Source organism: Pseudomonas lactucae, from assembly GCF_016937615.1.
GTDB classification, from domain to species: Bacteria; Pseudomonadota; Gammaproteobacteria; order Pseudomonadales; family Pseudomonadaceae; genus Aquipseudomonas; species Aquipseudomonas lactucae.
In genome coordinates this window covers 1-14,060 of record NZ_JAFHKI010000139.1, presented here as the reverse complement: position 1 = coordinate 14,060, position 14,060 = coordinate 1, and the positions used below count along the sequence as shown (strand labels likewise).

The 14,060-nt window shown below is 62.2% G+C and carries 7 protein-coding genes and 2 pseudogenes; 3 read left to right on the top strand and 6 right to left on the bottom strand.

Annotated elements, in window-relative coordinates; genetic code table 11:
* Nucleotides 1-50 precede the first annotated feature (50 nt).
* From JWR98_RS23240 to JWR98_RS23220, 5 genes and pseudogenes are all read right to left on the bottom strand, one after another.
* A pseudogene (locus tag JWR98_RS23240) lies at nucleotides 51-450 on the bottom strand (cupin domain-containing protein).
* Between the two features lie 84 nt (nucleotides 451-534).
* Nucleotides 535-1,968 (bottom strand): MocR-like pyridoxine biosynthesis transcription factor PdxR, encoded by a 1,434-nt coding sequence (gene pdxR / locus JWR98_RS23235; RefSeq protein ID WP_078732996.1) that lies wholly within the window; start codon nucleotides 1,966-1,968, stop codon nucleotides 535-537.
* Between the two features lie 70 nt (nucleotides 1,969-2,038).
* On the bottom strand, nucleotides 2,039-2,806 hold the full coding sequence (locus JWR98_RS23230; RefSeq protein ID WP_049713006.1) for an SDR family oxidoreductase: 768 nt from the start codon (nucleotides 2,804-2,806) through the stop codon (nucleotides 2,039-2,041).
* A 10-nt stretch (nucleotides 2,807-2,816) separates the two neighbouring features.
* Nucleotides 2,817-3,884, bottom strand: coding sequence for a phosphotransferase family protein (locus JWR98_RS23225; protein ID WP_205491310.1), 1,068 nt, complete (start codon nucleotides 3,882-3,884; stop codon nucleotides 2,817-2,819).
* Between the two features lie 129 nt (nucleotides 3,885-4,013).
* A pseudogene (locus tag JWR98_RS23220) lies at nucleotides 4,014-4,966 on the bottom strand (2-hydroxyacid dehydrogenase).
* Nucleotides 4,967-5,166: 200 nt separating this feature from the next.
* Here JWR98_RS23220 and JWR98_RS23215 point away from each other — a divergent pair.
* Nucleotides 5,167-9,705, top strand: coding sequence for a dermonecrotic toxin domain-containing protein (locus tag JWR98_RS23215; RefSeq protein ID WP_205491309.1), 4,539 nt, complete (start codon nucleotides 5,167-5,169; stop codon nucleotides 9,703-9,705).
* Between the two features lie 279 nt (nucleotides 9,706-9,984).
* Here JWR98_RS23215 and JWR98_RS23210 read toward each other — a convergent pair whose 3' ends face one another.
* Complete coding sequence (locus JWR98_RS23210; RefSeq protein ID WP_078733000.1) at nucleotides 9,985-10,509, bottom strand: cysteine hydrolase family protein; 525 nt, start codon at nucleotides 10,507-10,509, stop codon at nucleotides 9,985-9,987.
* Nucleotides 10,510-10,907: 398 nt separating this feature from the next.
* Between JWR98_RS23210 and JWR98_RS23205 the strand changes: the two genes are divergently transcribed.
* Nucleotides 10,908-12,185, top strand: a complete 1,278-nt coding sequence (locus tag JWR98_RS23205; protein ID WP_078733001.1) for a serine/threonine transporter — start codon at nucleotides 10,908-10,910, stop codon at nucleotides 12,183-12,185.
* A gap of 144 nt (nucleotides 12,186-12,329) precedes the next feature.
* Complete coding sequence (locus JWR98_RS23200) at nucleotides 12,330-13,979, top strand: SulP family inorganic anion transporter (RefSeq protein ID WP_205491308.1); 1,650 nt, start codon at nucleotides 12,330-12,332, stop codon at nucleotides 13,977-13,979.
* The last annotated feature ends 81 nt before the right edge of the window (nucleotides 13,980-14,060 follow it).

Here is a 14,060-nt window from a genome sequence, read left to right as displayed (position 1 = left end):
CCCCTCCCACATTTGGCCCCACCCACACTTCTGATGGGTGGCGCGGCTGATTATTGTGGAAGAGGGGTCAACACCTCGGCCTTGTCATCCAACACCATCACCACCAGCAACTTGGCCGGTTGGGTCTGGCTGGCATTGCTGGACTCAAAGTGTCGCGAACCGGCGTTCGTAGAACGATTCGCCGACCTTGTAGGTTCTGGCTTTCTCATCATTGACCCGCGAGGTTATCGCACCTTCCAGCACATAGGCCACGGCCGTGCCGGTGTGGCTATGGGGTACGGTGGCCTGGCCAGGGGCGTAGCTCACGGTGAGCATGAGGGTTTTCTTGCCGGGTACGTTGGTCAGGGGGTGTTCTTGCAGGACCTTGATCGATTCCTGGTTGTACACGGGCTCGTGGGCAAAAGCGCTGGCGCAGGTGAGCATCAGGGGGATGGCGAGCAGGCGTTTCATGGTGAGGTTTCCTAGTCGTTCGAGACCTGCCCACCCTACGCCGGGCGTTCCGAGCGACCAATAACCAATCCACGGTAAAACCCCCTAGCCAATCTGCTGGAGAATATCGCGCACCTTGTCCAGCGCCGGGTCGATGTCGAGGGTTTCGATGGCCCCAAACCCGATGATCAGGCCTTGGCGCACCGGCGCGTCATGGAAGAACACATCCAGCGGGTACAAGCCGACGTCCGCCTGGCGCGCCAAGCCCATCAGCAGCGCAATATCCACCGGCACTTTGCACAGCGCGGCCATGTGGAACCCGGCCACGGTGGGCACCGCTTCGAACCACGGCGACAGGTCGCCCGCCAGGCGCTGCAGGATGCGTTCGCGGCGCCCGGCATACACCGTATGGCAGCGCCGGATGTGCTTGAGCAGGTAGCCTTCGCTGATGAACTTGGCCAGTGCCCATTGCGCCAGGGTGGAGCTGTGCTGGTCGGTCAATTGCTTGGCCTTGAGCACGGCGGGATAAATCGCCGGTGGCAGTACCAGGTAGCCCAGGCGCAGCTCGGGCAGCAGGGTCTTGGAGAAAGTGCCCACATACGTCACCACGCCACGGGTGTCCATGCTTTGCAGGGAGTCGGTGGGCCGGCCTTCGTAGCGGAATTCGCTGTCGTAGTCGTCTTCGATAATGATCGCCCCCAGTTCGAACGCACGCGCCAGCAAGGCTTCGCGGCGCGCCGGACTCATGGGCATGCCGAGGGGGAACTGGTGGGACGGGGTCACGTAGATCAGCCGTGTGCCCTCGGGAATCCGGTCGACCTGGATGCCCTGAGCATCCACCGGCACGCTGGCGACGCTGGCGCCCATCGCCATGAACAACTGGCGCGCCGGGCTGTAGCCGGGGTCTTCCATGGCGACGATGCTGCCCGGTTCCAGAATGACGCGGGCGAGCAGGTCCAGCGCCTGTTGCGCGCCGTTGGTGACCACGATGTCGCTGTCGCGGCATTTGACCCCACGGGAAAACGCGATATGCCCGGCTATCGCACTGCGCAGCGCGGGCAGGCCTTCGGGTTGGCTGTAGAAGCCGCTGTTTTGCGCAATACGGCGCAGGGCATCCTGGGTGCAACGGCGCCATTCATCCTGGGGGAACTGGTGGCGGCTGGTGGCGCCGCCGATAAATTCGTAGCGCAAGATGCTGTCGCGGGTGGGGTGGCGCATCGGCGAGGGCAGTGCGGCCCATTGCGCCAGGTTATCGGCGCAGGCCAGGTCGGTGGCGGTTTGCACGCGATCAGGCTGTGGTGCCCACGCATTGACGAAGGTGCCGCGGCCAATCCTGCCGACCAGCAGGCCTTCGTAAGTCAAGGTGGCGTAGGTATCCGATACGGTTTTGCGCGAGATGCCCAATTGCTTGGCAAGCAGCCGGCTCGGTGGTAGTTGCGCGCCTGCGCACAGTCGCCCGGTGGCGATAGCTTCGCGCAATTGCTGATAAAGCTGGGCAGCCAGGTCCTTGCGGCCGGTGATGACAATGTGCAATTCCATGTTTCATCCTGGGACAGATCGATCTGCGTCAAGATTACCCGCAAATCGATCTGAACAAACCCAGGCGATGTCAGGACAGGAAGCCACCGTCCACGTTCAGCGACACGCCGGTGGTGTAGCTGGATGCATCGCTGGCCAGGAACAGCACCGCACCGGCCATCTCGCTGGGGTCGGCCACCCGCTTGAGGGGGATCTGCGCCAGGGCCATCTTCAGGATTGCGTCGTTCTTGACCAGCGCCGAAGCGAACTTGGTGTCGGTAAGGCCCGGCAGCAGGGCGTTGCAACGGATGCCGAACTCGGCGCATTCCTTGGCGAACACTTTGGTCATATTGATCACGGCGGCCTTGGTCACCGAGTAGATGCCCTGGAATACGCCAGGGGAAATGCCGTTGATCGACGCCACATTGATGATGCTGCCGCCGCCGTTTTCGCGCATCAGCTTGCCGGCTTCCACCGACATGAAGAAGTAGCCGCGGATGTTCACGTCGACGGTCTTCTGGAACGCGCCCAGGTCGGTGTCCAGCACGTTGCAGAACTGCGGGTTGGTGGCGGCGTTATTGACCAGGATATCCAGGCGCCCGAACTGCTCGCGAATACCGGCGAACACCTGGGTGATCTGTTCCATTTCACCGATATGGCAGGCCACAGCGGTGGCCTTGCCGCCGTCGGCGATGATCGCATCGGCGACGTGCTGGCAGCCTTCGAGCTTGCGGCTGGAAACAATCACATGGGCGCCTTGCTGGGCCAGCAACTTGGCGATGGCCTCGCCGATACCACGGCTGGCGCCGGAAACAAACGCAATCTTGCCGTCGAGGTCGAACAGGTTGGTCTTGGACATTAGCGATTCCTTAGAGGGCTGATTTACCGATGACATTCAGGCTCATCTGCTCCAGCAGCTTGTTCATCTGAATGAACTGCGCAAAGCGTTTGTCCTGGGTCTGGCCATGGAAGAAGCGGTAGTAGATCTGCTGCACGATGCCGGCCAGGCGAAACAGACCGTAGGTGTAGTAGAAGTCGAAGTTGTCGATCTGGATGCCGGAGCGTTCGGCGTAGTAATCAATGAACTCGCGGCGGGTGAGCATGCCGGGCGCATTGCTCGGCTGGCGGCGCATCAGTTGCACCGGCGCCGGGTCGGCGGCTTCGATCCAGTAGGCGAGGGTGTTGCCCAGGTCCATCAGCGGGTCGCCGAGGGTGGTCAGCTCCCAGTCCAGCACGCCGATGATCTGCATCGGGTTGTGCGGGTCGAGGATCACGTTATCGAAGCGGTAGTCGTTGTGCACGATGCTGGAGGTAGGGTGGTCGGCGGGCATCTTGTCGTTGAGCCAGGCGCGTACCGCCTCCCATTTTGGCGCGTCGGGGGTCAAGGCTTTTTCGTAGCGCTCGCTCCAGCCACGGATCTGGCGCGCCACGTAGCCCTCGGGCTTGCCCAGGTCGGCCAGGCCGCAGGCGGTGTAGTCGACCTGGTGCAGTTCGACGAACTTGTCGATGAAGCTCTTGCACAGCGCCTCGGTCCTGGTGGCGTCCAGGCCCAGTTCGACCGGCAGGTCGGAACGCAGGATGATGCCGTTGACGCGCTCCATCACATAGAACTCGGCGCCGATCACCGACTCATCGGTGCAATGCACATAGGCTTTGGGGCAATACGCAAAGCCGTCTTTAAGCTGGTTGAGAATGCGGTATTCGCGGCCCATGTCGTGGGCGGACTTGGCCTTGTGACCGAAGGGCGGGCGGCGCAGCACGAATTCCTGGCCGGGGTATTCCAGCAGGTAAGTCAGGTTGGACGCGCCGCCTGGGAACTGGCTGATGATGGGCGTGCCGCTCAGCCCGGGGATATGGGCCTTGAGATAGGGATCGATCAGGCTGGCATCAAGTTCTTCGCCTGGGCGAATCTGGGTCGATTGGTCGTTCAGCGCCATGCTTATCCCTTCTGCTTATTTTTAAGGCCTTGGACTATTGGCTAATCTAATGTGCGCAGCCGCCCACCGACAAGGTCGGGGCGGCTTAATAGGTTAGCGTGTTAAATGATGATCAGCGTGCCTGATCGGTCATTTTTCGGGCGGGGGCAGGGCGACCGGCGTGAGCACCGGACGACCGGCGAAGAACTCCACCAGGTTGTCGGCCACCCGTTGCACGGTGTCATGGGCGGCTTCGGGCGACAGGCCGGCAACGTGGGAGGTGAGCACGGTGTTGGGGAGGCGCTTGAGGGCGTCGGGCACCTGCGGTTCGTCGTCGAACACATCCAGCGCGGCGCCACCGATGCGGCGTTGCTCAAGGGCAGTGATCAGGTCAGCGGTGACCACAACGCTGCCACGGCCGATATTGACCAGATAGCCATTGGGGCCCAGGGCGTCTAGGGCATTGCGATCGATCAGGTGGCGCGTGCCGTCGCCGCCGGGCGTGGCCAGGATCAGGAAGTCCGAGGTGCGTGCCAGTTCCACGGCGGTGGCGCAGTAGGTGTAGTCCACATCGTCGCGTGGCTGGCGGTTGTGATAACTCACCTCCATGCCAAAGCCGAGGGATGCGCGCTTGGCGATTTCCAGGCCCACGGCGCCCAGGCCGAGAATCCCCAATTGCTTGCCGCCCAGGGACGGGTGCATCACCTTGGGCCATTCGCTGCGCCGCACGGCGGCATCGGTCTGCGGGATGCCGCGTACCAGCGACAGCAACAGCGCCATGGCGTGGTCGGCCACCGACGGCGCATTGACCCCGCGCCGTTGGTGACCACGATCCCGCGATTGCTGGCGGCCTGCAGGTCTACGTGTTCATAACCGGCGCCGATCACGCAGATGATTTCCAGCAGCGGCAGCGCGGCGATTTCCTCGGCATACAAACCCAACGGGCCACGGGTCAGTACAGCCTTGATCTGGCCACCGTGAGTCTTGATCGCCTGGGCGCGTTCGGCGGGCGTCGGCGCCAGGATCACGTGAAAATCGTTGCTCTCGATGATCGGCAGGTAATCGTTGATGGTTTCCACCAATACCAGAAGGGTAGTGGGCATGAGCGGATCTCCTGAGGGCGGTCGATGGCACCAGTATGCGATATTTTCAGAACCGATTGCGGGGCGTGGCGCGACGGTACGAACACCAGATGCTGATTTATCTGTGCTTTTAACGGCGAGGCGGAGGCTAGGCTGGCGAATTGTTTTTTTAAGGCTTGAATATGATGTCCACCACGCCAGCTACTGCTCCCGCGATCACTATGACCCCTGTCGAAGAAGGGGTTTTTTTCAACCTTGTCAAACGCCAGGCGCCGCCGTGGTTGTCCGGTGCGTCTTCGCAACTGCGAGGTGACCTGCAGCAGAGCCTGTTGGCCAGCTATCCCGCCAAAGCGCGGGCCAAGGAGCTGCTCGATTACCTGCCTTCTCCCGAACAATTCTGCACGCCGCTGCTCACCGACGCGCTGGCACACGCGCTGGGCGAAACCCTGGATATCCGAGGCGTTGTTTTCCAACATGTTCGCAGTCAATCGCGACTCTTCGGTTTACACCGCGTATTGATCGAGCCAGTGGAGCGCGATCTGCTGGCCGCCGCGTATGAAAACTTCGAACTGTCCGAGACCGAGCCGGGCAACTATCACGCCGATTCCTGTTTATACCTGCCGGCGGCGGTCACCGGCGCAGACAATCGGATACTGACGATCAAACCCCATGAGTTTGCGCAGTTGTGCAGGACGCTGGACTTGGGCCGGCAATACCAGACGTGTCTCACGCAATGGCTCGACACGGGCCCCCAGGCGGACGACCTGAGGCAGCGCTGCGTGACCTACAGTGCGCAGCGGTTCGAAGTGCAGACGCATGAGGCGTTGGGCAAAGGCCATATCAGCCGTGACGTCCACGACATGCTGATAAGACTGCGGCGCGGCGAGTCCCCCGTGAAGCTTGGCGACAACGAGATGCAGGTGACGCGCATAACCTGCGCCGGTGTACGGGTGCATGGCATGTTCGTGATAGGGCCTGCGACAGCGCCCGCCGAGGGAGACCGGCGCTGCGTGCTTTATCTGCCCGACGACCCGCTGCATCCGCTCAAGGAATACGTCACATACCTGGACATCGAGGCGGCGCTGAGCCGGCGTCTGCGGGACCCTGCCTTCAGGGACTGGTTCACGGGCCTGATCGCGCTCAAGGACAAGTCTGTGTTTGTCGAAAAGGTCAGGACTGACCTGCTGGAGCACACGGGCTCGCCGCTCCCCTCAGAGAGCCGCTACATGACGTTTGCCGGGGAACCGTTTGCGGGCGATTTATTCAGCGAAATGTACCGTCAGCGTGTCGATCGCACCCTGGCCGATGCTCGGCTGCTGGTGGTGCCGACCGATGATGAAGATGAGAAAAGCCGCCTGCGCAGGCTGGACACCTACAAGGCCATCGGCTTGAACCTGGCCATGCTCGGCGCGTCGTTCATCCCCGGTGTGGGTGAGGTGATGCTGGGGCTGGCGGCACTGGATGTGTTGACGAGTATTTATCACGGCATCGACAGTTGGTATCAGGGCGAGCAGGAGCAAGCCACGAACTACTTGTTCGATACATTGGAGAATCTGCTGTTGATGGCTGCCGTCTCCGCGGTCGGTGCTGGAGTCGCGAAAGTGTACCGGGCGGCGCGGCGCTCGGCGTTTCTCGACGGTCTTTGGTTGATCGAGGGTAAAGGCGGGAGGCAGCAGTTATGGAAACCCAATGTTGCACCCTATCGGCAACCGTTCACCTTGCCGCAGTGGGTCAAGGCCGACGGCAGTTACAAGGGCCAGGACTACGTCGAGATCGAGGGCGCGCTCTACGCGGTTGCGCCCAAGGAGGCCAGCACGCTTTGGGAAATCAAGTCTGTCGGCCTTCGTCAAGGTTATCGGCCGCTGCTGCAAACCAATGGGGTCGGAGCCTGGCTGCACGATATCGAACTGGCCAGCCAATGGTCAGGCCTGCAGCGATTTCGACGTTTGGGCTATTCAATAGAAGACATTCCCGATGAAACCGCGAGCAAGATCCTGGCGGTCAGCGGCATCGACGACGACCGTATGTTGCAAAGCCTGGTGGAAAGTACCTGGCCGCCGGCGCTGCTGGAAGATACGGCGTGGCGCTTTCGCATCGATGCGCGGCTGGAGCGTTTTATCGCACAACTGGCCACACCCGATACGGCGCCGATGGCCGACCCGGCGCTGCAGGTGCAGTTGCTGGTTTCCCTCGAACAGTGGCCTGCGGATCGGGCGGTACGCTTTTTCGGCGAGCGCGGTGAGTCCCAGGCACTGTTCGCCCCCGAGGCATTGGCGGCGCAGCATCAGACCATTGCGTTGACGCCGGCGCAGCTCAAGCAAGGAGGGCTGTATCGAGTGCTGTTGGCCGGGCTCAACGAGACGCAACGCGCCAGCTTGCTGCCAAAGGCCTCCCGCGCTCCGAGTGAACAAGCCCGAGCGTTGGCCGAGGTGCTGGCGACACGGGCGCGACTGGGCAGCAGGCGGCAACTGTTCGATTGGCTCTACCAGCGCATTGAACCGCAGACGGGCGACGTGGGACGGGTACTGACCCAGCGTTATCCCGACCTGCCGGCCAGCGTCGCGGATGAGTTGGTGCGCCATGCCGACCAGAGCGAGTTGACGCAGTTGCAGCAGTCCGCCGTACCGCTGCGTCTGGATGAGGAGGTTCGGCGTTATCGACAGCGCATCAAGGGTTGCCGAGCTTTCGAGGGGCTTTACATCGGCACCTCGGCAGGTGCTGATACCTACCGTTTGGTGGTCGACAACATGACCCACCTGGTGGGATGGTTTAACGGCCTGCACCTGCGCATTGTCGAGGTGTCGGCCAGGGGCGCAATCGAAGTGGTGGCCGAGGCCGGTCCGAAACTGGCGCCGCAATTGCTGGAAATGCGTGCCTCGCCGGAGGGTTTTCAGGTCTTCGATGCCAACACCGACAAAATCAGCGATTTGGCCGAACGTACGTCGGCGCATTTTTTCAAGGCGCTGTGGCAAGGGCTTTCGCCAAAGCGCAGAAAGTCGCTGGGCCGGGAAAACGATACCGAAGGCACGGCGCTGGCAGGCGATATCATCCGCACGGCCCTGCTGCGTCGCGCCTATAGTGCGCAAGGGCGGCAGCGCGACGGGGGCGGTGTTGAGGCTGTTTCACCGATGGGCCTGGCATCTGCACCGCGGCTCGATTTATTGCCGCTGGCCCGTGCCTTCCCTCCGGTACGCCCAGCGCTGCCCAGCGCCTTGACGCGTGCGAGATGGCTTTACCCGCGCTGGTCCAATGAACAGCTCAGTGAATGGCTCGCCACCCTGGGCGCGGACGAGGTGTCGGTGCTCAGGCAGTTGGAAACCCTCAGGCTGGAGTATGAGCGGCTGCGCGCGACGCTGCTGGCATGGCAGACCCGTGATACCTGGTACGAGGACGCCCAGGGTGTGCGCCTGAAGGTAGCGACAGACGCCAAGGCCGCGGCGTTACGCGAGATCATTCGATGCTGGCGCAAGGAAACTCCGACGCGCTTAACCAGCGATGGCGTGCTCTTCGAATTGAAGTTCGAGATGCGGCCGTTGGGGGACTTGCCAGACTTGGGGGCCGGCTTCGTGCATGTGGGTACGTTGGTGATGGAACGAGTCGGCTGCGGCGCCGATGTGGATGCCTTCCTGCGGCGTTTCACCAAGCTGCGCACCTTAAGTCTGCGCGGCAATTCCCTGGTGCAAATCCCTGCGGCGGTGGCGGACATGACTCGGCTGCAGCACCTGGACCTGAGTGAAAACCAGATCCGCCTGACGCCGGGTTCGGTCAACCGGCTTTCCGGGCTGACCCGCCTGAGCGTGCTGAACCTGGACTTCAATGCCCAGATGGACCTGGCGCCGACGATTGCCGCCATGAGCCGGCTGGAAGTGCTCTCGTTGCGCGCAACAGGCATTTCGCAGTGGCCAGCGGGCACTTGGGGCTTGAGCATGTTGAACATCCTCGATTTGCGCGACAACCGTATCGCGTACATCCCCGAAGAGGTGTTCAGTGCCCCGCACAGTGTCAATGCGGGGACCTATCTGCAGGGCAATCCGTTGGCGCAAGCGACGTTGGAGAGGATGGCCGCGTATCGACAGGTGAGCGGTATCGGTTTCGGCGTGATGACCCCGCGCCTGCCCACGGCGTTAGGACGCTTTCTGGTGACGCGTGAGCAGTGCATGGCGTGGTTGGACAGGGTTCCCGCGACCGATGCCCGCGGCAAGCGCCAGCTCTGGGACTCGCTGCTGGCCGTCCCCGACGCCTCGGCTTTTTTCGAAATGATCTGGCACCTGCGTGAGACCGCGGATTTCAGCGCGACTTACACTTACCTCAGAGACCGTGTCTGGAGCGTGCTGCATTACGTTGCCGAGGACGCGCAACTGCGTCAACGGGTGTTCAGGATGTCGAGATTTGGCAACGCCGATGTCGATCAGGCTGTCTTCCAGTTCTCGCGCATCGAGATGCACACGGCCTCCAACCAGGCCCTGCGCAGCGCCGATGACAGAGGTATACCGGTGGAGGTCACGTTGATCGCGCTGCTGCGTGGGTTGTTCCGCCTGGCGGCGGTGGAACGCGTTGCGCTGAACGATATCGGCGCCCGCGCCAGCGTCGAACCGCTTTCCCAGCTGCGCCGGTTACAAATCAGCCTGGCCTACCGAGCCGGTTTGGCCGATCGGCTGCGGTTGCCGCTGCAGCCGCCGGACCTGAATGTCGACCTGCAAGTCGACGTGTCGGAGGCGGCCCTGGATGCGGCTGTCGTCAGCGTTCTGCGGCGGGAGTAGACAAGCGAGTTCTTCGAGTTCATTCAGCAGCAGGAACTCTGGCGCGACTATCTGCGCACCTACTATGCGCAGCACTTCAGCGCGGTGCGCGACAAAGCGGCGCTGGAGATGGCCAGGATCGAGCACCAGGCCCTGACCTTAAGCGACGCAGACCGGTACATGGAGTCAACCATGCAAAACTTTCGCAATGAGAACGAAGCGTTGTATCGAATGCTCACCACGACGGCGTTGTCGCAAAGGCTGGTCGAGGTACTGGCCCCCGACCTGCTGGTTGGTTGATCAGGGCCAGATATCCAGAGCTTTTACGCGCTGGACGAATGCCCCCGCCAGGGTAGCGTTGTGATGCTCGATAATCGCCTCGGCCTTCAGCGCCGCTGTGTCCATGCAGGTATGAGCGTCCTCGGGCAGGCGCACGGTGAATCCCAGTTCCGCCGCCGCGCGGCAGGTGGTGTCGATGCAGAACTGGGTTTTCATCCCGGCGATGACCAACGCCGTTACCTCGCGCGTGCGCAATTGTTGCGCCAGGTCGGTGCCCTGGAAGCAGTTGGGGCGGGTTTTGTTGAAGAGGTGGTCTCGCGCCTCGTCCACGTCAAGTTCATGCCACAACTGCCAGAGCGGGCTGCCTGCCTCCAGAGGCGAACCTGCCGGGCCGGTGTGGCGAACGACGAATATCGGCGCGCCCGCGCGACGGGCACCCAGGATGAGCCGGTTGATGGTGCCCAGCACGCGTTCACGTTGAAAGGGTTTGTCCGACCCTTCGTACAAGCCGGTTTGCATATCGATGATCAGCAGTGCTTCAGCCATGGTGTTGCTCCTTTTGATTGCCGGATGGGCGGAGCAATAAAAAGGCCCCGTCCATTGCTGGCGGGGCCTTGGGGTTATCTGTGAAGTGTTTAGCTCAAGCACCCACAGCCACCGCGAGACCCGCCATAAGCGGTCGTGGTGGTGGTGCGGGTGAGGTTCGGCGCAGTGAGGTTCATGGCCCGATCATGCTGGGACGGGCAGTGCGCTGTCAACGCCAGACACCTTCGCTACCGGCGTTTTGCGCGGCACTGCAGGTTCTGCACCGGTGCACCGCTCCTCAGCTAAGTCTTTGCTTATTCGAAAGAATCCCGGACAATCCGGCCCCTTCTATGGTCGGGGCGCTGCCTGTCAGGTTTTTCTGACTCGTCCCGGCCGTGTAAATGCGGAGATCCGACCGGATGAATGATCAGGCCAATAGCGTCGACGAACGCTATGCAACGACACCTGCAACCCTCTCAAGCTGGAGCCGCCAGGACACCACCTGGATGCTCGGCCTGTTCGGCACCGCCATTGGCGCCGGCACCTTGTTTCTGCCGATCAACGCAGGCCTGGGGGGCTTCTGGCCACTGGTGGTCCTGGCGTTGCTGGCGTTCCCGATGACGTTCTTTGCCCACCGTGGCCTGACCCGTTTCGTTCTGTCCGGTCGCGAAGGCTCCGACATTACCGACGTGGTCGAAGAGCACTTCGGCATCAAGGCCGGTGCGCTGATCACCTTGCTGTATTTTTTTGCGATTTTCCCGATCCTGCTGATCTACAGCGTGGCGCTGACCAACACTGTCGGCAGTTTCATGGAGCACCAGCTGCACATCCTGCCGCCGCCACGGGCGATCCTGTCGTTCGTGCTGATCCTCGGCCTGCTGGCGGTGGTGCGTTGCGGCGAGCAAGTGATCGTCAAGGCCATGAGCCTGATGGTGTACCCGTTTATCGTCGCGCTGCTGTTCCTCGCCGTGTACCTGGTGCCACATTGGAATGGCGGCATCCTCAGCACGGCCAGCGTGGTCCCGGCGCCTTCGGCGTTGCTCAATACGTTGTGGCTGGCAATCCCGGTGATGGTGTTTTCGTTCAACCACTCGCCGATCATCTCGGCCTTCGCGGTTGACCAGAAGCGCCAGTACGGCGCCCACGCCGATGAGCGCAGCTCGCAGATCCTGTCCCGTGCGCACCTGTTGATGGTGGTGATGGTGCTGTTCTTCGTGTTCAGCTGTGTGTTGACCCTGTCGCCGGCGCAACTGGCCGAAGCGAAGGCGCAGAACCTGTCGATCCTGTCGTACCTGGCCAACCACTTCAACAACCCGACCATCGCGTTTGCCGCGCCGTTGATCGCATTCGTGGCGATTGCCAAGTCGTTCCTGGGCCACTACATCGGCGCCAGTGAAGGCCTCAAGGGCCTGGTGCTCAAAAGTGGCCGTCGCCCTGCACCGAAGACGCTGGACCGCATGACCGCTGCGTTCATGCTGGTGGTGTGCTGGATTGTGGCCACGCTGAACCCAAGCATCCTGGGCATGATCGAGACCCTGGGCGGCCCGATTATCGCGTCGATCCTGTTCCTGATGCCGATGTACGCCATCCGTAAAGTACCGGCCATGGCCAAGTACCGTGGGCAGGCGTCCAATGTGTTTGTCACGGCGGTAGGTTTGGTGGCGATTACTGCTTTGATTTACTCGCTGCTGTCCTGACGCCGGGCTTCACGCAAACAAGCCGATTCGTGTGCACCGCGAATCGGCTTTTTTTTGCCTGCGCAAAAGCTGACGCGGCTCAACCGCCGCCAGGCAATGAGGGCTAAGCTTACGCACGCTTTTTGCCAGGATGGGTTGGGCCGATTGAAGACTGAAACAGATGCACCCGTTGCCGTACCGTCGAACCGCGGCCAAGACCTACTGGCCGGCTTATCGATTGCCGGTTTGCTGCTGCCGGAGGCCGTGGCCTATTCCAGTATTGCCGCGCTGCCGCCCCAGGCCGGGGTGATCGCGTTGTTTGCCGGGCTGGTGTGCTACGGCCTGTTCGGTACCAGCCGCTTTGCGATTGTCTCCGCCACCTCGTCGTCCGCCGCCGTGTTGGCCGCGGCCACGGCGAGCCTGGCAGGGGATGACCCGGCACTGAGGCTTTCCCTGGCCTTCGGGTTGGTATTGCTGACTGGGCTGTTTTTCCTGCTGGCCGGCCTGTTCAAACTTGGCGGCGTCACCTCGTTTATCGCCAAGCCGGTGCTGCGTGGCTTCGCCTTCGGCCTGGCGCTGACCATCATCCTCAAGCAATTGGCCAGCGTGGTGGGCGTGCACCTGACCGATAACAACCTGATCCGCTTTCTGCCGCAGTTGCTGGAGCAGCTACCGCGCTGGAACTGGCCTGCGGCAATGGTGGCGGCGCTGGCGTTGCTGGTGTTGTGGGTATGCGCGCGCTTCCCGCGCCTGCCCGGTGGGCTGGTGGTCGTGATGCTCGGCATCGCTGCGGGGCAGTACCTGGACCTGCAGGCCTATGGCGTGGCGCAGATCGGCATGATCGACCTGCGCCTGGAGCTGGGGCATTTACCGGTGCTGCCGTTTGCCGACTGGCTACGCCTCGGAGAATTGGCGTTTGCGCTGGTGATGATCCTGTACGCAGAGTCCTACGGCTCTATCAGTTCGTTCGCCCTCAAGCATGGCGACCGAGTGTCCTCCAACCGTGACCTGCTTGCGCTGGGTGTGGCCAATCTGGTCTCCGGGCTGTTTCACGGCATGCCGGCCGGTGCCGGGTATTCGGCGACGTCGGCCAATGAGGCGGCCGGCGCCTATTCGCGCCTGGCGGGGATTGTCGCGGCGCTGGTGATATTGCTGATTGTGTTGATGGTGCTGCCCTATGTCGCGCTCACGCCGGAGCCGGTGCTGGCCGCCGTCGTCATCTATGCCCTGGCTAGAGGTTTGAGCTTGCAGCCGCTGGGGCGTTATTTCCTGTGGCGGCGTGACCGCGTGCTGGTGATCTGTGCGGTGGCGGCAGTGTTGGTGCTCGGCGTGCTGGATGGTTTGCTGCTCTCGGTCGCGATCAGTGTGATGTTGATGTTGCGCCAGATGTCGTCAGCCGATATTCAAGTGCTGGGGCGCCTGGGTGACAGCCATGACTTTGTCGATCGTCAGCACCATGCCGACGCCCTGGCTGTGCCTGGGGTATTGATCGTACGGCCCAGCGAAGCGCTGTTTTTTGCGAATGCCGAGCGCATCCTTGGCGCGGCGTTGCGCCTGATGCGTCAGTCGTCGGTCGAGGCGGTAGTGTTGAGCCTGGAAGAATCGCCGGACCTCGACGGCACCAGCATCGAAGCGCTGGCGGCGTTTTTTGCCCAGGTACACGGGGAAGGCAAGCGCCTGGTACTGGCCCGCGTGCGGCATGACGCCCGCGAGGTGTTGCAGGGGTTGCCTGAAGCATTGGCGCGCCATGTGCTGCTCAGTGGCTTGAGCGTCGATGGCGCGGTGCAGTTGGCGCTTGAGGTGGGAAAAACGTGAGGTACGCAAGGTGTGGGAGGGGGCTTGCTCCCGATGGGGGTGTCAATTGGTGTCTCTGGTGGTTGACCCACCGCTATCGGG